Below are 24605 nucleotides of genomic sequence, written 5' to 3'. Positions count from 1 at the left end.
TTAGAGGGTGTGAACTTAGCCGTTTTGAAACTTCGGTGCAAAAGATTAGTTTTGTTATATTACTAATAGTTAGTATAACAACAATATACCCATTATGAACATTTTAGATCATTCTCATCAAAACACCATCGAGGCACCGGAGGACTTTTTGCCACTCTTGGGAACCGACTATCTGGAGCTTTATGTTGGTAATGCTTTGCAGGCAGCTCACTATTATAAAACTGCCTTTGGCTTTCAATCACTGGCTTTTTGCGGACTGGAAACAGGCGTGAAGGACAGGACTTCCTATGTGCTGGTGCAGGACAAAATACGCCTGGTGCTGACAACCCCCTTGAAGGCAGACACCGAAATCGGGAGACACATCGATAAGCATGGAGATGGCGTGAAGGTGGTAGCACTTTGGGTGGAAGACGCTGCGAAAGCTTTCGAAGAAACAACGGCAAGGGGAGCAAAGCCATTCATGGAGCCGCAAGTTGAAAAGGACGAAAATGGCGAGGTGGTTCGCTCAGGCATTTATACTTATGGAGACACTGTTCACATTTTTGTAGAAAGGAAAAACTATTCTGGCGTTTTTCTGCCGGGCTTCAAGCCATGGAAGAGTAGCTACAACCCTAAACCCATTGGCTTAAAGTATGTTGACCACATGGTGGGCAACGTAGGCTGGGGGGAAATGAATCAGTGGGTCGACTTTTATGCCAACGTGATGGGGTTTGCTCAGCTGGTGTCTTTCGATGACAAGGACATTTCTACAGAATACACTGCGCTGATGAGCAAAGTGATGAGCAATGGCAACGGAAGGGTAAAGTTCCCGATCAATGAGCCAGCCGACGGTGCGAAGAAATCGCAGGTGGAGGAGTACCTGGATTTTTACAACGGGTCAGGCATTCAGCACATAGCCGTAGCCACTGATGATATCATTGCAACCGTTACCCAGCTTCAGAACAGAGGAGTCGAGTTTCTAAATGTGCCTACGACTTACTATGATGACCTGCTCGACAGGGTAGGCCATATTGACGAAGATTTGGAGCCTTTGAAGAAACTCGGAATTCTTGTCGACAGAGACGATGAGGGCTATTTATTGCAGATATTCACCAAGCCTGTGGAGCCTCGACCGACTATGTTTTTTGAGATCATACAAAGAAAAGGGGCCAGGTCGTTTGGAAAAGGAAACTTCAAGGCATTATTTGAAGCGATTGAGCGAGAACAAGAGCTAAGGGGAACATTGTAGTTCCCCTACAATTGCCGATACATGCAGAATAAATATGGATTTCTTATTGAAGTAGCCTCCCGCCAAATAAAGCAGGCGTTGCAGCGAAAATTGCAGCTTTCGGGAGCAGACTTAACGGTTGACCAGTGGGTAGTTCTCGATCAACTATCGGAAGGCCCCAAGTCGCAGGTAGCGGTTGTGGAAGCGGTGTACAAAGACCCCCCGACTGTCACCCGTATCATAGACCTGCTTGGACAAAAGGGCCTTGTGGTGAGAAAAGCCGACCCCAACGACAGGAGGAAATTCAGCGTTGGATTAACTGTTGAAGGAGAGGCGCTTATTTCGCAACTCAGACCGGTGGTGGATGACTTTCGAAACCAGGGTTGGGAAGGCCTGAATGAAGAAGACTATGTGCATTTGCATCGTATCATGACCAAAATAGTTCATAACTTCGAGATAGCATCAGCAGCTACACTCATGGATGCCACTGCTATTTCTGATGACAAAGCCGCCTGAGATTTGAGGGTAATATATTCAAACATAGCCCGTTAATTAGGCAGTGTTATGTATAATTATAATCTTTGGTGTATGAAGTATTTTGGTGTAATCGTCTTTTTGTTTTTTCTCAGCTGGGGGGCCTCCGCCCAATCGTCAAGGGAGGTAAATACCGCCCAAAAGCAGGGTTCGCAGTACAACTCCACTCAAAAGATAAAGAAGGTAAAGAAGAAAAAGAAGAGCAAGAAGGACCAGCTTATCGAAGAATACGAGCAGCGGATGAAGGACAATGCCAAGGCCTACAAAAAAGCTTCCAAGGAGATGGAAAAGCCTCAGTATTCCGATCAGTCCTACTTCGGACACAAGAAACCGCCTAAGAAAAGGCCACTCGGCAAACGTAAATTTTGCAAGGAGTGCGGCATTGTCCATTAATTATATAGCTCTAAGATATTCCAGTTCTGATGATAGCGCATGCAGCACATAGCCAGGTGCATTGAGCATACACTTTTACGCCCGACACTGTCCGACAAAGACATTGACCAATTGGTGTCGGAAGCTAAAACCTATGGATTCTGTGGGGTATGTGTGCCGCCCTTTTGGGTGAAAAGAGCACAGCGGGAAATTGGCTCTGCCAATATTCAGCTCGTGACGGTTGTGGGCTTTCCGCTGGGCTACCAGATGACTGAAACTAAACTCGAGGAGGCCAGGCTGGCGTTGAAGGACGGGGCCACAGAAATAGACATGGTAATGAACATTTCTGCTTTCAAAATGAACCACCCCTGGTTCAAAATTGATTTGGCCAAAGTGACGAAGCTGGCTCATGAGCAAGAGGCCATACTGAAGGTGATCATTGAAACGGCCTACCTCACTGACGAGGAAATAGTGAAGGCTGCAACTATTGCCAAAGATGCCGGCGCCGACTATGTTAAAACCAGCAGCGGCTTTGCAGGTGCCGGGGCAAAGGCAGAGCATATCAAGCTACTCAGAGAAATATTGCCATCGCATGTGGGCATCAAGGCGTCGGGCGGCATCAAAACTTTGGCTCAAACGCTGGACCTGATCAATGCAGGTGCCGACCGGATTGGCACTTCGTCCGGGGTGGCTATTGTCAGCGAGCTTTCAAACCCCTCCTGAAATTCGTTCTCATTTATTTGCATAAGGCTGTTTGATTTTTGAATTGGAATTTTCATTTTTCAATCCTAAACCGGCAATTGTCAGATGGTCTGTTATCAAATACGTGTGGTGGGCAAAGTGCAGGGTGTCTTTTACAGAGCCAGCACAAAAACCGTGGCCGACGAATTGGGCGTGAAAGGATGGGTGAAGAATGAGTTGGACGGAAGCGTATTGATAGAAGCCGAGGGCACCAAGGACAAATTGATAGATTTAATGGCCTGGTGCAAAAAGGGGCCGCTGCATGCCAAAGTTGACAGCATAGAGCGCACCGAAGTTGATTTGAAACATCACAACGTATTCTTGATCCGGCACTAGGCTACTTTCATAGGCACGATGCCTCGTACTTTGTGTACCCGCACTTCAAATTGGCTATTTAAAAACACCCTCAGCCGGTTTTCTGCAAGTTCGCCCTGTCTCCTGTTCTTACAAAAAACAGTAGCAGCGAGCACAGCTTTAAGAAACTGAGGGTTTTGACCAAATTCGGTGCACCAGATCACAAAACGCTCAGTCCATTCTCTGGAATACTTTTCGAAGTGGCTGCTGCCATCCCAGATGAGCTCAAGTTGGTTGTTGCCATATTTGTACCTGTAGATTCCACACAGTGAAGTGTAGAACGTATGGAGATAGATGAGCTGATTTTTCTCGTAGCTTTCGATCCGCAGCGAGGTGTCATCGTTGAGTCCCAACGGGTTATAAACCTGCTGATAGGCACTTTTTGAAATTGATATCAGCTCCGTGAGAAGATCGGCTTCCAGATGGGCCTGGGCTTGCTTTAATATAAGGTTTTTGTCGTAGGGGAAAAAGCGGTGATCTGTCAACTCCATATAGGCACAAATATAAGCTTTTGAATTTTTACTGCACCAATAAAATAGAATTAGAACACGAAAAAATGGACAACACTAAAACGGTTCCTGACTGTTTTGCTATTTGTTTTTCCGCACCTTATCTTAACAATTAAATAACATCCCCTTAATTTTTCAGTCGGCGGTAGTAGTCTTGCCAGGTGCCGGAAATGTAGAAGTTCTTGACTTAAGTTGACCGGCCAGAAGGTTCGGGTCAATTTATCTTTGGCAACACCACTTTATAGCAGGTTTTTATATTAAAGAAACTGATCGGGTCAAAAGAATAATTGGAATCTAAAGCATTGTTTGACAAGGCGTTTTGGGATTAATCTTTCGTTAAAATTTAATTTCATTGATATCGAAAAGTTAACCTTTTCATGCTGGTCTGAAAACAAGTATCCTTTAGCTTTGCACCATATTTTATCGACCGTAAAATTTATTTAACAACCAAAAAAACAAATTATGAGGCGAATTTTACAATTGGCTATGACCCTGTTGATTACGGCTTCGTTTTCGACGGTATTCGGGCAAGGCACCACCACTTCTGCACTTAACGGGCAGGTCGTGGATGCAAATGGGAGTGCTCTGCCGGGTGCTACTGTTCTTGCTGTGCATACACCTACTGGATCGCAGTATGGTAACGTTTCAGACGTGGAAGGCTACTTCCGTATTTCGGGAATGCAGGTAGGCGGACCTTACACCGTAACCATTTCATTTGTGGGCTACAAGCCCTACCAGCAGTCTGGCGTGTTCCTTACACTTGGCCAAACCTTTAGAATTAAGGCTGTGCTTGAAGAGGAAAGCACGCAGCTTGAAGGAGTGGAAATTATTGCAAGTGGCAATGATGTGTTCGATGGCAACAAGACTGGCCAGTCGACAATTATTGACGAAGGAACGATCAATACGCTACCAACTGTGTCAAGGTCGCTTACTGATTTCACTCGCCTTAACCCCCTGGTAAACATTCAGGGTGACGCTATCGAAATTGCCGGAATGAACAACCGCTACAACGCAATTTATATTGATGGAGCGGTCAATAATGATGTTTTTGGCCTTGCAGCCAGCGGCACCAACGGCGGGCAGACTGGTGTGTCCCCAATCTCAATCGACGCTATCGAGCAGTTTCAAGTAGCTGTCGCTCCATTTGACGTAACACAGTCGGGGTTTGCTGGCGGCTCTATCAATGCAGTCACCAGAAGTGGAACGAATGAATTCGAAGGGTCGGCATACGGCTTCCTGAGAAATCAAAAACTTTCTGGAAAGACCCCCACAGACGACCCAGATTTCGAAAGAGAGCAACTGGACGAATTCACTGCCAAAACTATGGGATTCCGTATTGGCGGCCCAATTGTGAAAAACAAAGTATTTTTCTTTGCTAACGCTGAGATGCAGAGAGACGAAACACCCAGGCCATTCAACGCAGCTACATACACTGGCGATGCCTCAACAGCCGACATTCAAGCGTTGGTTACCAAGCTCAAAAGTGAGTATGGGTACGATCCGGGCACATATACCAACAATGCCTCTTACCTGAATAGCGACAAGGTGATTGCCAAGATTGATTGGAACCTGAGTAAGAACCATAAGTTGTCTGTGCGCCACTCTTACGTAAAGGCGGAAAACCTACAGGCTAACCAGTCGGGAACAACCTCCATCAACTTCCAGAACGCTTCTGTTTACTTCCCTTCAACAACCAACTCTTCTGCGCTTGAGTTGAAAAGCAATTTTGGAAGCAACATGTCAAACCACCTTACCATTGGTGCTACCTTTGTTAATGACGACAGAGACCAGGCGGGCGACCCGTTTCCATTTGTAAGAATTAGTGATGGAGCAGGTTCAATTGCTTTTGGTAGTGAGGAATTCTCAACTGCCAACCAGTTGAAACAAGATGTGATTACAGTGACGGATAACTTCCAGATTTTCAAGGGAAGGCACACCTTCACCATCGGCACACACAACGAATTCTATAAGTCTTACAACCTGTTCATTCGCCAGGCTTTTGGATCATACAACTATGACAGCCTTTCAGGCTTTATGAATAACCTGAACGCCGATAACTACAATGTCAGCTATTCTCTGGTAGACACAAAGGTTGGTGACGGTTCGGCCGGTGCAGCTGAATTTGGTGGCATGCAGCTTGGCGTTTATGGCCAGGACGAATTTCAAGCTACTGATAGGTTGAAATTGACGCTGGGCCTCCGCATTGATATGCCAATCTTCGGCGATGAAACGCTTGAAAACACTGCTTTCAATACAACAACAGCAGGCTTAATTGAGGCCGCTGGATATGACCTGAAAGGTGCCAAAACAGGTGAGTTTATTGGCTCATCCGTTCTTTTCGCTCCAAGGTTTGGCTTTAACTATGATGTGACTGGTGACAGATCTACACAGCTGCGTGGTGGACTGGGAATTTTCAACAGTCGTATTCCGCTCGTATGGCCAGGCGGCGCTTACAACAACAATGGTCTGACCGTTGGTGGAGACTTCAAAACCAATGTCCCATTCAACAGCCAGTGGGATGGTCAACCTCGTAACGTAGCCCCAGGTCAGGGATCTCCCTCAGGACAGATAGATTTGTTTGCGTCAGACTTTAAGTTGCCACAAGTATTCAAGGCTAATCTTGCCGTAGATCAAAAGCTTCCATGGGGGATGGTAGGTTCATTTGAAGCACTTTATACTAAGTTTCTTAATAATATTTTCTATGAGAACCTGAACATCAGACCGGCTGCTACACAGCTATCCGGTACCCCCGATGATCGAAATAAATACAACAGATCTAGTCCAGTCGACCCTACGTATACAGGCATTTATCTTGCCTCTAATACTAATAAGGGGTATACCTATAACCTGTCAGCAACTGTGGCTAAACCTTTCTCCAATGGCTTCACCTCTAGTTTGTCTTACACCTGGAATGATGCCTTTTCAGTGTACGACGGCACCTCATCACAGAACTCTTCGCAGTGGAGAGGTCTTCACTCTGTGAACGGTCGCAATATTTTTGACGAGGCAATGAGGTCTGACTTCTCTATGGGGTCAAGAGTTATTGCGCAACTTTCGTATAGAAAGGAATACCTTGGGTTTGGTGCTTCTCAAATCTCACTGTTCTACAATGGACAGTCGGGCAGAACCTATTCTTACATATATGACGACAGTGGTAACTTGACCAGGGAAGATTCAAGAGAAAGAAGCTTGGTTTATATCCCTGCTAATCAAAGTGATATCAACTTGGTTTCTACCTCAAGCTACACGGTGTCTCCCGCTGAGCAATGGGCCGATTTGGATGCATTCATCAAATCTGATAAGTATCTCAGCGAGCACAGAGGTGAATATGCTGATAGAAACCAGAGCAGATCACCTTTCGAGGGAGTAGTTGACTTCAGATTCTTACAGGATTTCTATATTCAAACAGCCTCTGGCAAAAGAAATACCCTCCAGGTATCACTTGACATTTTCAACATAACAAATCTCATCAATCAGGATTGGGGTAGAAGATATTTTGTGAGCGATGGAGGCAACTTCCAAAGTGCCGAGCTGCTTAGGTTTGAAGGATGGGCTGATGCGGCGCAGACTGTACCAAACTTTACATACCGGAAAGGTGCAGACTACCAGCCATGGCAAATCGACGACTCTGGTTTCCAGAGCTCTCGCTGGCAGATGCAGATTGGTGTTAGATATATATTCAAATAATTTACTTCACAATTTGATACAAAAAGAGGCTCGTCAGAGCCTCTTTTTTTGTCTTCTTGGCTGTCGAAAAATGGGGTTGCCAAAAGGTGTTTCCTTGAAGTACTAAGTAACCGTTCTACTCAACTCAGTTTTGCATGTTTCCCGAAGAGGCAAACAGACTTTTCCTCTTTTTAAGGCACCATCCATAAACGGTTACAATTAAGTTACGCTTTAAAGCCATTTATTTACCCTTCAACCCGCTTGCCACAAACAACGAACAAATTGTAATGCACCCCGTTTTTTGGGTGTAATTTTGTCATTTCCGAAAAAATAGAAATCCGCTCAAACGGATCATTCTATCAACCAAACGTATGAAGAAAACTGTAAGAAGGGTACTATTTTATGTAATGGTATTGGTTGTTTTAGTCTACCTGGCCGACCGCAAGTTTCATTTTATTTCAAGTGGGCCGGATAGTGCTCAGCCTGCGTTGGCTTCCTCTGACGGAGCTTTGCCGGTTACTGCTACCATTATCAAACCTGAACCGCTGGACGATAAGCTAATTATTACAGGTGCGCTTATTGCTAACGAGGCAGTTGAGATTGCCTCTGAGGTGTCAGGTGTGGTGCAGAAAATCTATTTCAAAGAGGGATCTAAAGTAAAAAAGGGAGACCTGCTGCTAACCTTAAACACAGAAGACCAGGAGGCCCAGCTGGAGAAGTTGAAATTCTCGAAGAAGCTGAGAGAGACCAGCGAATATCGCCAGCGTCAGCTACTTGAAAAAGAAGCAATTAGTCAGGAGGAATACGACGTGGCATTGACTGAGTTAAATACCGCCTCCGCCGACATCAAAGTATTAGAAGCTCAAATTGCTAAAAGCAAGATCAGGGCACCTTTCAATGGCACTATTGGCTTGAGATACATTAGCGATGGAGCTTTCATCAACTCAAGTTCCCGAATTGCAAGTTTAATAAACATCAACCCTATCAAGGTAGAGTTCTCCATTCCCGGAAAGTATGGAACAGTGATAAATGACGGCGACCCCATTTTCTTCACAACCGACGCTTCTGAGAAGACATATCAGGGCACTGTTTACGCCGTTGAGCCACAAATTGACCAGGCTACCAGAACCATGAGGATCAGGGCAACCAGCGACAACTCCAAAGGAGAACTGTTTCCCGGGTTGTTTACAAGGGTGGAGGTAGTATTGAACCACAAAGACAATGCGTTAATGGTGCCGTCTATAGCGGTCGTGAATGACCTTGCTGGGCATAAGGTGTTCCTTGAAAGAGGAGGAAAGGTGGTTGAGCAGCCCGTTACCATTGGTATACGTACTGCTAACAGCATAGAAATAATTGAGGGCATTAAGGAAGGCGACACTGTGATCACTTCAGGTTTGCTGCAAATCCGCCCGAATTCAGTGGTGGAGATCACCGATTTTAACTAAAACAATAAAACTATGGCAGGTCTATCCAACATCAGTATTAACAGACCCGTGCTGGCGGTGGTAATGTCCATCATTATCATCATTTTCGGCATCATAGGATTCAACTTTCTGGGTATCAGAGAGTATCCTAGCGTTGACCCACCTATTATCTCGGTAAGCACCTCTTACACCGGCGCCAATGCGAGCATCATAGAGTCGCAGATCACCGAGCCCTTGGAGGAATCGATCAATGGAATTGCCGGCATCAAAAGTCTTACGTCTACCAGTAGAGATGGAGCCAGCTCTATCAGGGTTGAGTTTGACCTGGAAATTGACCTGGAAGCAGCCGCCAACGATGTTAGAGACCGGGTGTCGAGAGCCACCAGAAACCTCCCACCCGACTGTGATCCGCCGTCGGTGAGAAAAGCGGACGCTGATGCCATGCCCCTTGTTTTTTTGAATGTAAAAAGTGACAAAAGAACCCTTTTGGGCCTTTCCGATGTAGCAGAGAATATTTTTAAGGAGCGACTTCAGACTATAAAAGGAGTGGCAGCCGTCCAGATTTGGGGCGAGCGTCGCTATTCCATGAGACTTTGGATGGATCCCGCTAAACTGGCAGCCTACTCGCTTACGCCATTGGAGGTCTTGAATGCAGTGACACGGGACAACGTCGAACTTCCTTCGGGGCTGGTGGAAGGCACGAACATGGAACTCACCGTGAGAACCATGGGCAGGATTTCAACGCCAGAAGAATTCAACCAGCTTATCGTCAAAGAGGATGACAACAACGTTGTGCGTTTTCAGGATGTTGGGAGAGCTGAACTGGGACCAGAAAACAACCGAACCATACTCAAAAGGGATGGCGTACCCATGGTTGGCGTTGTACTTCAGGCGCAGCCGGGAACTAATATCATAGAAATCGTAGATGAGTTCTACAGAAGGCTGGAGTTTATCAAGAAGGACCTCCCCGCCGATATCGAACTCGGGATAGGCTTCGACGTCACAGAGTATGTGAGGAAATCTATCACTGAGGTGCAGGAGACTATTTTCATGGCCTTTGTGCTGGTGGTGTTGATTATTTTCGCCTTCCTGCGTGACTGGCGAACTACGCTAATTCCTGTTGCCACTATCCCGATATCGCTGATAGGTACTTTCTTCATCATGTACCTTGCGGGCTTCACCATCAACGTACTGACGCTTCTGGGCATCGTGCTGTCGATAGGGCTCGTGGTGGATGACACTATTGTGGTGTTGGAGAATATTTACACCAAGATAGAAGATGGGATGTCGCCGCTGGAGGCCGGACTCAAGGGATCGACGGAGATTTTCTTCGCCGTTATTTCCACCACCGTGGCGTTGGTAGCAGTGTTCATGCCTGTTGTGTTTCTCGATGGTCTCACAGGCCGGCTTTTCAGGGAGTTTGGGATCGTTGTGGCAGGGGCGGTAATAATATCGTCGTTTGTTGCTCTTACGCTTACGCCAATGCTGTCTACCAAAATTCTCAAGAAAAGAGAGAAAAAGCAGTGGCTATATAGGGTGACGGAGCCTTTCTTCGATTGGATGAACGAGGGCTACAACAAATCGCTTGAAAACTTTATGGCTCGTAAATGGCTTGCTTTGGTCATACTGGTACTTTCTTTTGGGGGCATCTATCTGCTCAATAACAACATCCAAAGCGAGCTTTCTCCCATGGAAGACAGGGGTGAGTTCAGGATCAACAGCACCGGGCCCGAAGGCGCTACTTTCGAGTATATGGACGCCTATCTTGATAAAATGCTTGCATTAGTAAGCGAGGCGGTCCCGGAAAAGGAGGCACTCATTAGTATGACAAGCCCCAGCTTTGGATCATCGGGCTCTGTGAATTCTGGAAACGTGAGGGTGATGATGGTTGATCCATCGGAGCGAACCAGATCGCAGCAAGAAGTCGTGGACGCCATTAGTCCTTTGGTGATGAGAATGACCGAAGCCCGTTCTTTTGTTTCTCAAAGCCAGTCGATAGGCAATAGAAGAGGAGGGCTACCTGTGCAATACGTAATACAGGCAACTACCATCGAAAAATTGAAAGAAGTGTTGCCAGCCTTTGTGGATGCGGCAAGTGCCGATGAGCATTTTAATTTCGTTGACCTTGACTTGAAGTTTACCAAGCCTGAGATCAACATAGAAATAGATCGTGACAAGGCCCGCAGTTTGAATGTATCGATCCGGGATGTCGCTCAAACGCTCCAACTTGGCCTGAGTGGTTCTAGATTTGGTTATTTCATCAAAGACGGAAAGCAGTACCAAATAATAGGCCAGGTGGACAGAGAAGATCGCAACGACCCACTTGACCTGAAGGCACTTTATGTGAAGAACCAGGTAGGAGACCTTATCCAGATGGACAACCTTGTAAAGATCACAGAGCAAAGCACACCACCGCAGCTCTATCGGTACAACAGATTTGTGTCAGCAACGGTATCGGCGTCGTTGGTGCCTGGCTACACCATCAAGGATGGTATTGATGCCATGGATGCCATAGCAGCGAAAGTGCTGGATGGCACTTTCCAAACCGAGTTGTCGGGCCCGTCTGCGGAGTTCAGGGACTCCTCGTCAAGCTTGTACTTCGCTTTTATATTTGCTCTTATTTTGATTTATCTGGTGCTGGCGGCTCAGTTTGAGAGCTTCAGAGATCCATTTATCATTATGCTTACTGTGCCCATGGCAATTGCAGGAGCATTTCTATCGCTATGGTACTTTGACCAGACACTCAACATATTCAGCCAGATAGGTATTATCATGCTGATAGGTTTGGTAACAAAGAATGGTATCCTGATTGTGGAATTTGCCAACCAACGCAAAGCTCATGACATGGCCGTGGAAGAAGCCATAGTTGGTGCGGCACAGCAACGTTTCCGCCCTATTCTGATGACCAGTCTGTCGACCATTCTGGGTATTCTGCCGATTGCATTGGCGCTTGGTGCAGGCTCTGAAAGCCGTGTGTCCATGGGTATCGCCATCATTGGAGGGCTACTATTTGCAACAATACTCACCCTGTATGTAATACCTGCCATGTATGTTTACATCTCTGGCAAGGAAAAAAGAATGGCTAGATTTTAATTTTCAAATAATAATATGAACAAAGTGAGGATTGTGTTTTTCGTTCTGGGTGCGCTGCTGCTATCGGAGAGTTTGTTTTCTCAGGACATAATGAGCCTGCCGGAGGCGGTCAGGATAGCACTTGAAAACAACTACGACATTAAAATAGCTGACAATACCAGAGAAATTTCTGAAAATGATGTCACACGGGGAAATGCTGGGTTTTTACCTACCGTTGGAGTCACTGCATTTAAGAACTTTGCATCCAATGATACTTATCAGGAGCGAAACGATGCGAATAGGACAATAGTTGATATCCAGGGCGCAAAGTCGGAACAGGCTAGTATTGGCGCCTCATTTAACTGGATAGTTTTCGACGGATTGGGAATGTTTTATGCTTATGACAGACTGGGGCAGCAGAACGAAGCCAGCAACTTGCTGATGAAGGTAACAATGGAGAACACTGTAGCTGAAGTGCTCTCCACTTACTATACTGTTGCCCTCGAAGTGGAGCGAATCAAGGTGCTAAACAACTCGTTGCAGCTTTCAGAGAGACGACTTGAAATCGCACAGAATAAATATGAAATAGGCAAAGCCAGCAAAGTTGAGTTTCTCGCTGCTCAGGTCGATTTCAATACCGACAAAACTTTACTGATCAATGAGGAACAGCTGCTATACCAGGCCAAGGTAGATCTTAATAGAGTGCTGGCAAGAGATGTCGAGGCAGATGTCGAAGTTGACCAAACAATTGACATCAACGAAAATTTGGTTTTGGGCGAGCTGCTTGAATCGGCAAACATGAAGAATCCTTCTTTGCTTCAGTCGCAAAGGCAGTTGAACATTGCTCACCTGCAAATGAGGGAATTAAAAAGTGATAGATTTCCAATAGTCTCTCTAACTACAGCATATTCCAAGGGCAATAGCAGCTCGCAGGTTGGCTTTGCTGCTTTGACACGTACAAATGGCTTTAATTATGGCGTTACAGCCAGTCTCAATATCTTTAATGGCTTCAACGTTAACCGTCGTGTACAAAACGCCAAAGTGCAAATGGAGACAGCCGAATACACGATAGCTGACTTAAGACTGTCCCTGGAAGCCGATATCAACAAAATGTATAATCGGTACGTAACCAGCCTTGATCTTATTAATATCGAAAGGCAGAACCTCGAGGTTGCCAGGGAAAACGAAAGTATTGCCTTAGAAAGATATCAGTTAGGTAATTATACTCCACTGGAGCTAAGAGAAGCTCAAATCAATGCTGTGCAGGCTGAGAGCCGCCTTATCAATGCTGCATTCTCCACAAAGCTGGCTGAAATTGAGCTGCTTCGGCTAAGCGGAAGCCTGATCACGACATTCTCTGAGTAGGTAGCAAAGCGGGGTAGATAGCGTCGCTTCCCAAGTCTTTGATGGTCAGAACTAGCTTTTTAGCAAAAAAAGCCTATTTTAGGTCATGTTTCTTTGCAAACGTAGCCTGATAAACCAGTTGTGCCACCGCACATTTGGCTATCTATTGAGAATACTCCTTTGCTTTCTGCTATGCCTTTTTGCCGCCTGCGGCAGAACTTCCTCCGATTCTAAAGCCATTGACAAAAATAAAAGAGTGGCCGAAGAGGTAGTAGACTTCGACCTTGACAAGATCATGGCCAGAGGGTTGTTAAAGGTCATCATCGAAAACAGTTCTACTAGCTACTTTATCTATAAAGGCCAGCCAATGGGCTATGACTATGAGCTGCTGCGCAGGTATGCCAGGTCTATAGGGGTGAGGCTACAGTTCATCATTTCTCAGGATTTGGAAGAAAGCTTCCGGAAGCTTAACAGCGGGGAGGGAGATATTCTTGCCTACAATCTTACCGTTACCAAAGAAAGAAGAGAAAGGATCGCATTTACGCACTACCACAATCTTGTCAGACTGGTGCTGATACAGCGAAAACCTGAGAATTGGTATCAGATGAAGCTTCATGAGATTGAGGACCAGCTTTTGACGAATCCGGTCGACCTGATTGGCAAAGAGGTTGTTGTGCGCAAAGGCTCGTCATACATAAGCAGGCTGGAGAACCTGAGCGACGAAATTGGTGGTGACATTGTGCTTGTCCCGGCTTTTGCCGAGCAAACGACAGAGAACCTGATTCATGAAGTGGCAACCGGAAAAATTCAGTACACGGTTGCCGAAGAAAATGTCGCCCTGCTCAACGCCACTTATTTTCCTATTCTTGATGTTAGCACTGCTATTAGTCTGCCCCAGCAAATCGCCTGGGGTTTACGAAAAAACGCCAGCCAACTACAGACGTCTTTGAATCTCTGGATCGATGGCATGCGCAAGACGGCCGACTACAATGTTATTTACAATCGGTATTTCAAAAACACCAAGACATACACTTTGCTGGCGCAAAGCGACTTTTCTAACCTGAACAGTAATACCATTTCTCCCTACGACGAGCAAATCAAAGCTGCGTCTCATGAACTGGGCTGGGATTGGAAGCTGCTGGCTGCGATGGTGTTCAAGGAATCTCAGTTCAAACCTAAAGCAAAATCGTGGGCCGGAGCTGTCGGGCTTATGCAGCTGGTTCCTGATACCGGCGAACTGTATGGAGCGAAAGACCTCACCGACCCCACTCAGAATATAAATGCTGGCGTTAAGTACCTGCTTTGGCTCGACAAATTGTGGACTAAACGGATTCCCGACAAAAAGGAGCGGATAAAGTTTGTTTTGGCCTCTTACAATGTTGGCCAGGGCCATGTGATTGATGCGGTCAAGCTCACTGAGAAGTATCACGGAGACGCTGCGAAATGGAACGACGTGTCGGAGTATCTTCTGAAAAAGTCGGAACCGAACTATTTTAACGACCCGGTAGCCGAGTTCGGTTATTGCCGTGGAGCCGAGCCGGTCAATTACGTGGCCGACATCTTGTCACTTTTCGATCAGTATTCTCAAATGATTTCAGTGTAGGTCAGGAAAATGGCTTGCTACAATCTTGGCGGAAGAAAGACACAATGGGATGCCACCGCCCGGGTGCACACTGCCACCACAGAAATAGAGATTTTTTACCCGCCTGCTCTTGTTGGGGTGGCGAAGGAAAGCAGCAAATCTGTTGTTGGAACTATTGCCATAAAGTGCTCCCTGCGAGGAAGATGTTTTTGACTCTATGCTGATGGGGTCGAGCACCGCTTCTTCCTCAATCAGTTCCGCTATGTCGGTTTTCAAAATTCCCGAAAGCTTTGTAAGGATGTGTTCCTTAGCCCGAACTTTTAGCAGCTCCCAATCTTGCCCTGAATTGTGGGGAACATTGATCATCACAAACCAGTTTTCGCAACCGGCTGGCGCATCGCCACTCACTTCCTTTGATGTGATGTTTACATATACTGTAGGGTCGGCATAAATGTCCGCCTTGGAGAATATGTGATCAAACTCTTTTTGATAGTCACCGCTAAAGAAAATATTATGGAGATCGAGCTCCTTAAAGTTCTTTTTAATTCCCCAGTAAAAGATAAGCGCCGAGCTGGATTTTGGCTGGTTCAAAAGCCTGGCTGGTGCTTTAGTGCCCGGGAGCAAGCGCTTGTAGGTAGCCACCATGTCCATATTGCTGACTATGTTGTCAAATGGATGATCCTGGTCGTTGACTCTGAGTCCAGTTACCTGGCCGCTCTTCAGATTGATTTTTTCCACCGGGCTATTGAAGCGGAATTCTGCCCCACTCTCTTTCGCAAGTTTAAAGAGGCTTTCTGTGATTTGGTGCATCCCTTTTTCTGGGATGAATGCACCTACACCAAACTCCAGGTGGGGAATGATATTCATCGTAGCCGGAGTTAGGTAGGGGCTGGAGCCATTGTAGGTCGCATACCTGTTGAACAGTTGTGTGGTTTTGTCTTTGGCGAACCTTTGTCGGTTGGCAGCGTGCATAGTCCGGAAAAGGTCAAGCTTGTGAAGCACTTTGTATGCCTTAAACGCCTGCCTATTGAAAAACGTCTTTACATCGTGCAACGACCTGTGAATAAAGAGGTCAGCCAGGTGGTCGTATAGAAAGGAGCTGTGCTTGAGAGCAGCTAGTGTATTTGCAGTTGGTTCACCAAGCTTAGCTTCGAGTTCAGCCGCCAGTAGTTGTGGGTTGGCAGAAGCCTGCAGAGAAATCCCGTCATCAAAGAAGTAATTAGCGGTGTTAGGGAGTTGCTTATAGCTGAAGTGATTTTTTGGATCTTTTTTTGATATTCTGAATAATTCATCGACATAATCAGGCATGGTAAATAGAGAAGGCCCTGCATCAAATCTATATTTCCCAAGCCTGAGTTCAGTCAATTTGCCTCCCGGATAATCGTTTCCATCAAAAATTGTGACCTCATATCCTTTGTTAGCCAACCTGATACCCGTAGCCATGCCCGCTATACCCGCTCCAATAATTCCGACTGTTTTTTCCATTAAATGTATTTTCTTAGTAACATTAAAGCCGGGCGTAGGTTATGGCCTGAGCACAATTTTTTAGCACAGTAAAATTTTACTAGAAAAAATTATATTTTTTATAAGATAGTTTCTAAAAATTGGTTACCTTTATTTTGTAAGGCGTATTAATCGATGATGTAAAGACAACCAGCAATTAGAATACTACTTCAAATGAACGCAATTAACGACACCATGTCTTACGCCATCGACCGATTACAGCAGGAATACCAGAGGTACCGCCCTGCCAAGCTTACTCTTGAGCAATTTACTTATTTGGTTCAAATGTTTCCTTCGCTACTTGTTTCTATGAGCGATGGGGTGTTGGACAAAGAGGAATGGGATGCTGTGCTAAGGGCCGCCGAAAATCTCGGCAAGAACCTGGCAGCTAGCCCCGACGAAGTCGAATCCCTTTCCGATGTGTATAAAACAGAGTTTCGCTACCTGATTGACAATAGCGAACGCTGGAGAAAGAAATTTATTAATGCACTGAATGACTTCCTTAAGGAAGACCCAACAGCAAAGGATTTGGTACTGGAATCAATGTACCTGTTTGCCAATGCTACGGACGGGATTTCAGGCGCAGAGCAAAAAATGATTGACGAATTGTCAAGCAGGCTGGATTTAAATAACTAGTCCAGCCAACCAACGATTTTTTCCAGGTCGATAGCTTCCGGAGGTGTGCTCATTGGGTACACCTCCCTTATTTTACGCATAATCGACTCCTGCCTGTTGCCCCGCTCAAGTGCCTTGCTGTAAGGCATGTTCGAAAATGTCACCATTGTGTAAAGTGGTGTCCATTTGTCCGGGTATTTTTCGTGAATCCTCGCTTCCAATTTTTTTTGCCAGATAAAACCAGCGTCTGCAACCTTGTCACGCATCTCGATAAAGTTATCATTAGCAAGCTTGGCAATGGCGTCAGTATTTGGCTTGCGTGACTTTTCGAATGTTTGAAATACTGTTTCCCAGTTTGGGTATTCGGCATCTATGATCTCATCCAGTAGCCGACAGTCTTCGAAACCTGCATTCATCCCCTGCCCAAAGAATGGAACAATGGCATGGGAGGCATCGCCAAGCAGCAGACTTCTTTTTTTGCTCCACGGGTAGCACTGAATGGTGACCAGCGAGGAGGTGGGATTGGTGAAAAACTGATCGGTGAGATTGGGAATAACCGGTAGTGTATCTGGGAAAACTTCGGAAAAGAAAGCACCTACTTTTTCCGGTGTATCTAATGCATCAAAAGAGGAATCCCCTTCAAATGGAAGAAAAAGCGTACAAGTAAAGCTTTTGTCAATGTTGGGCAGGGCTATGAGCATGAATTTGCCCCTCGGCCAAATGTGAAGGGCGTTGGGGTCAATCTGAAACTCCCCGTTTTTCCCCGCAGGAATGTTTAACTCTTTGTACCCATGTGGCAGGTAGTCTTGCAAAAAGTTGAACCTGTCTGAGTGTAAAAAAGAGGCCCGAAGAACGGAGTAGGCACCGTCAGCCCCAATAATAATGTCGCCACGATACTCCTTAGTTTTTCCATCTGTTGAGAAAGACAGCACAGAGTTGTCGATGTCGGCTTGCTCACATTTGTGTCCGAACCTGAAGGAAGCACCGGCAGCTTCTGCTTCACCAATAAGGTACTCGTTCAGCAAACCCCTCGATACTGAGTTGATAGCCTGATTGGCCTTTCCGTAAGGCTGGAAATGAACCTGAGAGTCTAACTGGTGAATCATACGACCATGCATAGGCAGCATCACCTTGTTGAGGTTCCTGGTAACCCCGGCTTTTTCCAAAGCCAGGAGGCCCCTGTCACTTAAAGCGAGATTGATGGATCTACCCCCTAACACATCGTTTTTTCTTGGGTCAGGGCGCTTTTCAAAAACTTCTACTTTGAAACCCTTCTTAGCTAAAAAAATGGACAGCAACGAACCAACAAGCCCCGCACCCAGGATCAGTATTTTTTCTTTAGCCATGTTTTATTGATGCTAGCTTTAAAAGTTCTTCCTTAAGAATTTCAACAAACTGAAAGACCTCCTCAAAGGTATTGTATAATGGAGCGGGCGCTATTCTTATCACGTTCGGCTCCCGCCAGTCCGCGATAACTCCCCTCCTTTGGATGGCATTGAAAACCTCTTTGTTCCCATTGGTAATGAACAAACTCAACTGACTACCTCTTTCTCCAGGATTGGAAGGCGTAATAATTTGAACAGTTTCGTCGTCCTCATTAAGCTCCCTGAGTAAAAACTCCAAAAAACCGGTAAGGGCCACACTCTTCTTTCTCAGCTTATCAATGCCAGCTTTTTCAAAAATATCCAGCGAGGCCATGTGAGCCGCCAGCAGTAATACAGGGGCATTGCTTAATTGCCACCCGTCGGCATTGGGGGTTGGCTCAAAACCCTTTTTCATCTTAAATCTCTCCTGTTCATTATGTCCCCACCAACCCCCAAAGCGATTCAACTCCTTATTAGCGGCATGTTTTTCATGGATATAAATTCCAGAAATGCCTCCCGGACTGGAATTCAGGTATTTGTAAGAACACCAGGTCGCAAAGTCAACCTCAGCATCATGTAAGGACATCGGCACATTCCCCATGGCATGGGCCAAATCGAAGCCCGCCAGCGCTCCGACCTCATGGGCTGCTTTGGTAAGGGCAGCCATGTCGAAAAGCTGGCCGGTGTAGTACTGTATCCCACTGAACAGCACCAAAGCAAGTTCGTCTCCAGCTTTCGAGATTTCATTTACAATATGACTCGTAGAGTAAAGATTGGTGTCGACATCTGGCTCTACTTCTATGATGCACTCTTCCGGGTCGTAGCCATACCATTTCAAATGGCTTTCCAGGGCGTATTGATCAGAAGGGAAGGCGCCCTTCTCCATCAGAATTTTTCTGCGCTGCCCTTTAGGTTGGTAAAAGGTCACGAGTAGCAGGTGCAAGTTCACCGTTAAGCTGTTCATCGCAACTACTTCGTGCTCTTTTGCCCCAACGAGGAGGCTCAGCGTTTTCCTGGCTTGTTTGTGATAGGTCATCCAGGGTGTCGCTCCTTCAAAGTGGCCTTCTACCGCAAAATGTGCCCAATTGTCCATTTGCTCTCCGATGCTATTTGCCGCCGCTTTTGGTTGGAGGCCAAGTGAATTCCCGCAGAAGTAGATACAATCCTTTCCATTTCTTTGAGGGATTTTAAATAGAGATCTGAATGAATGGAGAGGGTCATGTTCATCAAGCTCCCTGGCGAAGCTAAGAGAATGTTTATAAGGGATACTCATCTATTTTCTGGCTAAAGTTGTCGATAGAACTCTACAGTCAATGTGTCGATTAGGTTGCGTACAACAATGGCGGGCGGTCCGGGGCACACCTTCATTTATCGTTTGTCAGGGACAAAAATAGGCAAATTAGGAAGCTTGGAGCGACAGGAGCTGCTATTATTCACGCCTTGGCCAATTTGTTCTGATGGATGCCCAGCCAGTTGAGGGCGTTTTTGTGAAGTAACTTCTGCCGGGTACTCTTCGAATAGGGCATTGACTGTATAAGTTTTCCAGGCTCATGCTCACCCAAAGGGAAAGGGTAGTCCGACCCCAAAACGATGTGATCTTCGCCGACCAGCTTTACCAGCATGTCCAAAGCCATTTGATCATAAACCAGCGAGTCGAGGTAAAATTTACCTATATAATTTCTCGGGTTAACCGGGTTGTCGACGGCACAAAGGTCAGGGCGAACGTTAAAGCCGTGCTCAATTCGGCCGATGGTTGAGGGAAATGAGCCCCCTCCGTGAGCAAAGGCTATTCTAAGGTTTGGAAGCCTTTCGAAAACTCCCCCGAAAATGAGTGAGCAAATGGCCCTGGAGGTTTCTGCAGGCATGCCCACAAGCCAGGGCAGCCAATACTTTGGCATGTCCTCTTTGCCCATCATGTCCCATGGATGAACAAATACCGAAGCACCCAGCTCTTCTGCCGCTTGGAAAACGGGAAAAAGCTCTTCTGCATCCAGGTTGAGTTTATTTACGTGTGTGCCTATCTCAATCCCATGCAAGCCCAGTTGCTTCACGCACCTTTCCAGTTCCTTCACTGCGAGCCTGGTGTCCTGCAACGGCAGGGTGCCGAGGCCGATATATCTGTCGGGGTATTCTTGCACAATGGAGGCTATGTGATCGTTCAGCAGCATCGAAAGATCGTGGGCATCTTCTGCCTTGGCCCAGTAGTTAAACATTACTGGCACGGTCGACAGCACCTGCACACCCACTCCATGCTGGTCACATTCATGAATTCTCCTTACCGGATCCCATGTATTGTCTTCTACCTCCCTGAAAAATTTATTGTCGATCATCATACGGGCGCAGCAAGGCTTGTGGTGCTCAAGGCGGATCCACCCCCCATAGCCATACTTTTCCTTCAAATCCGGCCATTTCTCCGGTAGAATATGGGTATGTATGTCTATTTTGAAATCAGTATCCACTTTAACACAAAGTTAGGCTCTTGCTGGAGGCTCCATCACAGTGCCGCAGTTGTCACATGTTCTTTTTTCTTCACTCTCGTAAAACTCCTCCATGATTGGAGGCAGTTGCGAAACGATGTCAGTAATTACCGCAAACTTCTCATGGAGTTTGTGACCACAGGCTTCACAAAACCACATGAAGCCATCCTTGTGTTTTTCTCCCCGGTACACTTCCATTACCAGCCCCACAGTATTGGCGGGCCTTTGCGGGGAGTGTGGTACTCGGGCAGGCAACAAGAAAATATCTCCTTCCTTAATGATCAGGTCAAGCGGTCTCCCATCTTCTATTATTTTCAGTTTTATATCTCCTTCTACCTGATAGAAAAATTCTTCGGTTTCATTATAGTGATAATCCTTTCGGGAGTTCGGGCCGCCAACCACCATCACTATAAAATCATCGTTTCCTTTATAAACTTGCTGGTTTCCTACCGGAGGCTTTAACAAATGTCGATTTTCATCTATCCAACCTTTAAAATTGAAGGGTCTTTTAATAGTCATAGCTAAACGAATAATGTTTTCGTATTTTTCTAAAAATAACGAATAATACCCATTTAGGAAAAGGTAGTATTACGAGAAAACGGTAACGGTTACTAAACTATGGATTTAGATTTAAAAGGAAGGAAAGCGTTGGTTTGTGGCAGTACCCAGGGAATTGGCCTCGCCAGTGCCATTGAGCTGGCCAGGCTCGGCGCTGAAGTTACGCTCCTGGCCCGAAATGAGGCAGCCATGAAAAAAATTGTCGCTAGCCTGGCTGCTGAAAACGGGCAATCGCACAATTACCTCTCGGCAGACTTCAGTAGCCCCTCTAGCGTTGAGGTGGCCGTCACAGCTGCTATCAACCGGGGAGCTCGCTATGACATACTGATCAATAACACCGGAGGGCCTCCGGGCGGGCCATTGCTCGATGCAAATTATTCGCAGGTGTTTGACGCCATGGAGGCGCACCTGCATTGTAACCATATACTTGTGCAGAAGCTATCGCAGGGAATGAAGGAAAAGAAGTTTGGCAGAATTGTTAATGTAATAAGTACGTCGGTCAAAATACCCATCAGCGGTTTGGGCGTGTCCAATACTGTGAGAGGAGCGGTAGCAAGCTGGGCAAAAACCCTGTCCCTTGAGCTGGCACCTTTTGGGGTAACGGTAAACAATGTGTTGCCGGGCTTCACTGAAACTGAGAGACTCTTTTCCCTTATCAGGTCCAAGGCTGAAAAAGAAGGGAAGTCGGAAGAAGAAGTAGCCAGGTCGATGAAGATGGAGGCACCTGCCGGGCGTTTTGGCACGTCGGAAGAAATTGCATCACTTGTCGCTTTTTTGGCGACGCCTGCTGCCGCTTATATTAATGGTACAAGCATTCCTGTAGACGGAGGAAGAACTGGCTCTATTTAATATGAAGCAACCTATTGTCGACCTTCATTGCGATTTGCTATCTTATCTGTCGTCAGTGCCAGGTGCTGGGGTCGATAAAGTAGCAGAATTTGGCGCCGCTGTTCCTCACTTAAAGGCTGGTAATGTTAAGTTACAGGCAATGGCCATCTACACCGATACCAAAGAAGGAAGTAGTGCGGCTGGCGAAAAACAGCGAAAGCTTTTTGACGAGCTCCCTATGCTCTCGAACGGGTTTTTCAGCCGTTTCACAAGCAGTGCACTTTCTCCGGAGGCATTAGAGAACCAGTCGGGCTGCTACGCCTGGTTGGCGATAGAAAATGGATCAGCCTTTTGTGAAGAAGACGAGAGCCTCAGCGCAGGCTTGCTCCGGCTAGAGCAGTTGGTGGCATCGTCAGGCCCACTGGCCTACATTATTATGACTCATCACTATGAAAATCGTTTTGGAGGCGGCAACTATTCGGGTGTGGGGCTGAAGGCCGACGGCGAGGTGCTGCTTGATTTTCTGGACGGAAAAAGGATTCCTGTTGATTTGGCACATACGAGCGACAAGCTGGCTTACGGCATTCTGAATTATATCGACAAAAGGAGCCTGAATGTCCCGGTGTTGGCTAGCCACTCCAACTTTCGAAAGATTCATAGTCATGTCAGAAATCTTCCGGATGAGCTGGCGATGGAGCTGATAAGACGAAATGGACTGATCGGCATCAATTTTCTGCGTAACTATATCAACGACACTGATCCCGGAGTGTTATATGATCACATTGACCATGGCATAAAGCTTGGGGCGCTGCACCTTCTGGCATTTGGGGCCGACTTCTTTTATGCATTGAATCATCCTGACCCGTCCCGTTACCCAATCTATTTTCAAGGACAGGACAACGCCTCCTGGTATCAAAAAATTCTGGCCGAAATGAGGGAGACAGGAGCGAAGCATTTTGAAAGTGGGATTGCCTATAAGAATGCGATTGGTTATTACTCGTCATTGAAGTGAAGAAGTTTGCCAACTATATCGACGGAAAGCTTGTACCCTCAAAGTCAAAGGATTATCTGGACAACTATAATCCGGCGACAGGCGAAGTCTACAGTTTGCTGCCCGACAGTTGCCAGGACGACGTTGAGGAGGCAGTAGCCGCAGCAAAAGGAGCATTTCCGAAATGGTCTGGCCTCTCCCCTGAGGATCGGTCTCAGTACCTTATTAAAATTGCAGAAGCCGTGGAACAGTGCCAGCCAGAGCTTGCTCTTGCCGAAACAACCGACACGGGAAAGCCCCTTTGGCTTTCAAATGCCATGGATATTCCCAGGGCGGCTGCCAATTTCCGATTTTTTGGGCACGCTATTACCCAATTTGCTTCCGAGTCGCATCTGGTCGACGGTGTTGCACTGAATTATACCCGCCGTGGTCCTCTTGGCGTGGTTGGGTGCATTTCTCCCTGGAATCTGCCCCTATACCTCTTCACCTGGAAGGTAGCGCCGGCATTAGCTGCCGGCAACACCGTGGTTGCTAAACCGTCGGAGCTCACTCCCCACACGGCCTTTCTGTTGTCAGAAATTTGTATAAAGGCCGGGCTGCCTCCCGGCGTCCTGAATATTGTCCATGGCACCGGCGGCAAGGTTGGTCAGTCCATCGTCCAACACGGCGAGGTCAAGGCCGTGTCGTTTACCGGAGGCACTGCTACAGGGAGAAAGGTTGCTCTTACCGCTGCCGAGACATTTAAAAGGACATCCCTTGAGCTAGGGGGAAAGAACCCAACCATCATTTTTGAAGATTGTGATTTTGATTTGGCTGTTGAGAGCGCTGTTCGGTCATCCTTCACCAACCAGGGCGAAATATGCCTTTGCGGTTCGAGAATTTATGTCGAGGAAGGTATTTATGAGCAGTTTTTGAGTGAATTTGTAAAACAAGTGAGGGCTTTGAAAGTGGGCGACCCATTGGACGGTGACGTAAAAGTAGGCGCCCTTGTCTCTCAACAGCATCAGCAGAAAGTACTACAGTATTTGGAGCTTGCGAAGCAGGAAGGTGGACACATTTTGTGTGGCGGAGGCAGTGAAGTGGTTGCTGGCAGATGTGAGAGGGGCTATTTTGTGCAACCAACAGTAATTGCCGGCTTGCCAAACTCATGCCGGACAAACCAGGAGGAGATTTTTGGGCCAGTAGTAACCGTTCAATCGTTTAAAGGGGCCGATGAGGCTGTCAGCCTGGGCAACGAGTCATCATATGGTCTGTCGGCGAACATTTGGACGTCTGACCTGAAGAAGGCACACAATGTTTCTCACAAGCTGCATTTTGGAATTGTCTGGGTCAATACCTGGCTTTTGCGGGATCTTCGCACCCCTTTTGGCGGGATGAAGAATTCTGGTTTGGGTAGAGAGGGTGGCTTCGAGTCGTTGCGGTTTTTTACCGAAGCCCAAAACATTTGCATCAAACTATAAAAAG

20 protein-coding genes are annotated in these 24605 nt (G+C 46.6%); 14 read left to right on the top strand and 6 right to left on the bottom strand.

What is annotated here, in order from left to right; all coding sequences use genetic code 11:
* Positions 1-94: 94 nt before the first annotated feature.
* From hppD to ACMVP2_RS08870, 5 genes are all read left to right on the top strand, one after another.
* Positions 95-1228 carry a 4-hydroxyphenylpyruvate dioxygenase gene (hppD, locus tag ACMVP2_RS08890; protein WP_416867447.1) on the top strand — a complete coding sequence of 378 codons (1134 nt, stop codon included), beginning with the start codon at positions 95-97 and terminating at the stop codon, positions 1226-1228.
* Between the two features lie 21 nt (positions 1229-1249).
* On the top strand, positions 1250-1723 hold the full coding sequence (locus ACMVP2_RS08885; protein WP_339789489.1) for a MarR family transcriptional regulator: 474 nt from the start codon (positions 1250-1252) through the stop codon (positions 1721-1723).
* Positions 1724-1795: 72 nt separating this feature from the next.
* Entirely contained in the window at positions 1796-2134 is a 339-nt protein-coding gene (locus ACMVP2_RS08880) for a hypothetical protein (RefSeq protein WP_317488570.1), read from the top strand.
* Between the two features lie 39 nt (positions 2135-2173).
* The gene (gene deoC / locus ACMVP2_RS08875; protein WP_416867446.1) at positions 2174-2836 is read left to right on the top strand and encodes a deoxyribose-phosphate aldolase; all 663 of its coding nucleotides are present in this window, start codon (positions 2174-2176) and stop codon (positions 2834-2836) included.
* A gap of 84 nt (positions 2837-2920) precedes the next feature.
* Positions 2921-3190 (top strand): acylphosphatase, encoded by a 270-nt coding sequence (locus ACMVP2_RS08870; RefSeq protein WP_152000746.1) that lies wholly within the window; start codon positions 2921-2923, stop codon positions 3188-3190.
* Here ACMVP2_RS08870 and ACMVP2_RS08865 read toward each other — a convergent pair.
* A complete protein-coding gene (locus ACMVP2_RS08865) occupies positions 3187-3699 on the bottom strand; it encodes a hypothetical protein (protein WP_339789476.1) in 513 nt (170 codons plus the stop codon). The two genes, ACMVP2_RS08870 and ACMVP2_RS08865, sit on opposite strands and share 4 nt — an antisense overlap.
* A gap of 480 nt (positions 3700-4179) precedes the next feature.
* On the opposite strand from ACMVP2_RS08865, the gene ACMVP2_RS08860 reads away from it, so the two are divergent.
* From ACMVP2_RS08860 to ACMVP2_RS08840, 5 genes are all read left to right on the top strand, one after another.
* A complete protein-coding gene (locus ACMVP2_RS08860; protein ID WP_416867445.1) occupies positions 4180-7404 on the top strand; it encodes a TonB-dependent receptor in 3225 nt (1074 codons plus the stop codon).
* A gap of 350 nt (positions 7405-7754) precedes the next feature.
* Complete coding sequence (locus ACMVP2_RS08855) at positions 7755-8828, top strand: efflux RND transporter periplasmic adaptor subunit (RefSeq protein ID WP_416867444.1); 1074 nt, start codon at positions 7755-7757, stop codon at positions 8826-8828.
* 12 nt (positions 8829-8840) lie between these two features.
* Positions 8841-11900 (top strand): efflux RND transporter permease subunit, encoded by a 3060-nt coding sequence (locus ACMVP2_RS08850; protein ID WP_339789466.1) that lies wholly within the window; start codon positions 8841-8843, stop codon positions 11898-11900.
* A 15-nt stretch (positions 11901-11915) separates the two neighbouring features.
* On the top strand, positions 11916-13244 hold the full coding sequence (locus ACMVP2_RS08845) for a TolC family protein (RefSeq protein ID WP_416867443.1): 1329 nt from the start codon (positions 11916-11918) through the stop codon (positions 13242-13244).
* A gap of 145 nt (positions 13245-13389) precedes the next feature.
* A complete protein-coding gene (locus ACMVP2_RS08840; protein ID WP_416867442.1) occupies positions 13390-14826 on the top strand; it encodes a transglycosylase SLT domain-containing protein in 1437 nt (478 codons plus the stop codon).
* Here the strand turns inward: ACMVP2_RS08840 and crtD are convergent.
* Complete coding sequence (gene crtD / locus ACMVP2_RS08835) at positions 14818-16290, bottom strand: 1-hydroxycarotenoid 3,4-desaturase CrtD (protein ID WP_416867441.1); 1473 nt, start codon at positions 16288-16290, stop codon at positions 14818-14820. The two genes, ACMVP2_RS08840 and crtD, sit on opposite strands and share 9 nt — an antisense overlap.
* Positions 16291-16482: 192 nt before the next feature.
* Here crtD and ACMVP2_RS08830 point away from each other — a divergent pair, with 192 nt between their 5' ends.
* The gene (locus tag ACMVP2_RS08830) at positions 16483-16944 is read left to right on the top strand and encodes a hypothetical protein (RefSeq protein WP_339789452.1); all 462 of its coding nucleotides are present in this window, start codon (positions 16483-16485) and stop codon (positions 16942-16944) included.
* On the opposite strand, the gene ACMVP2_RS08825 is transcribed toward ACMVP2_RS08830, so the two are convergent.
* The 4 genes from ACMVP2_RS08825 to ACMVP2_RS08810 form a co-directional block, all read right to left on the bottom strand.
* Positions 16941-18269 carry an FAD-dependent oxidoreductase gene (locus ACMVP2_RS08825; RefSeq protein WP_416867440.1) on the bottom strand — a complete coding sequence of 443 codons (1329 nt, stop codon included), beginning with the start codon at positions 18267-18269 and terminating at the stop codon, positions 16941-16943. The two genes, ACMVP2_RS08830 and ACMVP2_RS08825, sit on opposite strands and share 4 nt — an antisense overlap.
* On the bottom strand, positions 18262-19560 hold the full coding sequence (kynU, locus tag ACMVP2_RS08820) for a kynureninase (protein WP_416867439.1): 1299 nt from the start codon (positions 19558-19560) through the stop codon (positions 18262-18264). The genes ACMVP2_RS08825 and kynU overlap by 8 nt, the downstream gene beginning before the upstream one ends.
* Before the next feature lie 160 nt (positions 19561-19720).
* Positions 19721-20746: an amidohydrolase family protein gene (locus tag ACMVP2_RS08815; RefSeq protein ID WP_416867438.1), complete on the bottom strand. Its 1026-nt coding sequence runs from the start codon at positions 20744-20746 to the stop codon at positions 19721-19723.
* Between the two features lie 12 nt (positions 20747-20758).
* Positions 20759-21283 (bottom strand): 3-hydroxyanthranilate 3,4-dioxygenase, encoded by a 525-nt coding sequence (locus ACMVP2_RS08810; protein WP_339789439.1) that lies wholly within the window; start codon positions 21281-21283, stop codon positions 20759-20761.
* A 99-nt stretch (positions 21284-21382) separates the two neighbouring features.
* Here ACMVP2_RS08810 and ACMVP2_RS08805 point away from each other — a divergent pair, with 99 nt between their 5' ends.
* From ACMVP2_RS08805 to ACMVP2_RS08795, 3 genes are read left to right on the top strand one after another with little or no spacing between them, the layout of a single operon-like run.
* Positions 21383-22171, top strand: a complete 789-nt coding sequence (locus tag ACMVP2_RS08805; protein ID WP_339789436.1) for an SDR family oxidoreductase — start codon at positions 21383-21385, stop codon at positions 22169-22171.
* Position 22172: 1 nt separating this feature from the next.
* Entirely contained in the window at positions 22173-23162 is a 990-nt protein-coding gene (locus ACMVP2_RS08800) for a dipeptidase (protein WP_416867437.1), read from the top strand.
* On the top strand, positions 23159-24601 hold the full coding sequence (locus ACMVP2_RS08795) for an aldehyde dehydrogenase (RefSeq protein WP_416867436.1): 1443 nt from the start codon (positions 23159-23161) through the stop codon (positions 24599-24601). Before ACMVP2_RS08800 ends, ACMVP2_RS08795 begins: the two co-directional genes overlap by 4 nt.
* Positions 24602-24605 lie beyond the last annotated feature (4 nt).

The sequence above is a fragment of the Imperialibacter sp. genome, from assembly GCF_048007035.1.
Classification (GTDB): domain Bacteria; phylum Bacteroidota; class Bacteroidia; order Cytophagales; family Cyclobacteriaceae; genus Imperialibacter.
The sequence above is the reverse complement of the archived record's forward strand: the minus strand, read 5'-3'. Positions and strand labels throughout refer to the sequence as shown.

What these genes read in the sequence shown, in the direction of transcription:
- ACMVP2_RS08855 (WP_416867444.1), top strand. Translation starts at nt 7,755, where the DNA reads ATGAAGAAAACTGTAAGAAGGGTACTATTTTATGTAATGGTATTGGTT.
- hppD (WP_416867447.1), top strand. Translation starts at nt 95, where the DNA reads ATGAACATTTTAGATCATTCTCATCAAAACACCATCGAGGCACCGGAG.
- ACMVP2_RS08810 (WP_339789439.1), bottom strand. Translation starts at nt 21,283, where the DNA reads ATGACTATTAAAAGACCCTTCAATTTTAAAGGTTGGATAGATGAAAAT.
- ACMVP2_RS08860 (WP_416867445.1), top strand. Translation starts at nt 4,180, where the DNA reads ATGAGGCGAATTTTACAATTGGCTATGACCCTGTTGATTACGGCTTCG.
- ACMVP2_RS08830 (WP_339789452.1), top strand. Translation starts at nt 16,483, where the DNA reads ATGAACGCAATTAACGACACCATGTCTTACGCCATCGACCGATTACAG.
- kynU (WP_416867439.1), bottom strand. Translation starts at nt 19,560, where the DNA reads ATGAGTATCCCTTATAAACATTCTCTTAGCTTCGCCAGGGAGCTTGAT.
- ACMVP2_RS08805 (WP_339789436.1), top strand. Translation starts at nt 21,383, where the DNA reads ATGGATTTAGATTTAAAAGGAAGGAAAGCGTTGGTTTGTGGCAGTACC.
- ACMVP2_RS08825 (WP_416867440.1), bottom strand. Translation starts at nt 18,269, where the DNA reads ATGGCTAAAGAAAAAATACTGATCCTGGGTGCGGGGCTTGTTGGTTCG.
- ACMVP2_RS08870 (WP_152000746.1), top strand. Translation starts at nt 2,921, where the DNA reads ATGGTCTGTTATCAAATACGTGTGGTGGGCAAAGTGCAGGGTGTCTTT.
- ACMVP2_RS08845 (WP_416867443.1), top strand. Translation starts at nt 11,916, where the DNA reads ATGAACAAAGTGAGGATTGTGTTTTTCGTTCTGGGTGCGCTGCTGCTA.
- ACMVP2_RS08865 (WP_339789476.1), bottom strand. Translation starts at nt 3,699, where the DNA reads ATGGAGTTGACAGATCACCGCTTTTTCCCCTACGACAAAAACCTTATA.
- crtD (WP_416867441.1), bottom strand. Translation starts at nt 16,290, where the DNA reads ATGGAAAAAACAGTCGGAATTATTGGAGCGGGTATAGCGGGCATGGCT.
- deoC (WP_416867446.1), top strand. Translation starts at nt 2,174, where the DNA reads ATGCAGCACATAGCCAGGTGCATTGAGCATACACTTTTACGCCCGACA.
- ACMVP2_RS08850 (WP_339789466.1), top strand. Translation starts at nt 8,841, where the DNA reads ATGGCAGGTCTATCCAACATCAGTATTAACAGACCCGTGCTGGCGGTG.
- ACMVP2_RS08800 (WP_416867437.1), top strand. Translation starts at nt 22,173, where the DNA reads ATGAAGCAACCTATTGTCGACCTTCATTGCGATTTGCTATCTTATCTG.
- ACMVP2_RS08885 (WP_339789489.1), top strand. Translation starts at nt 1,250, where the DNA reads ATGCAGAATAAATATGGATTTCTTATTGAAGTAGCCTCCCGCCAAATA.
- ACMVP2_RS08880 (WP_317488570.1), top strand. Translation starts at nt 1,796, where the DNA reads ATGAAGTATTTTGGTGTAATCGTCTTTTTGTTTTTTCTCAGCTGGGGG.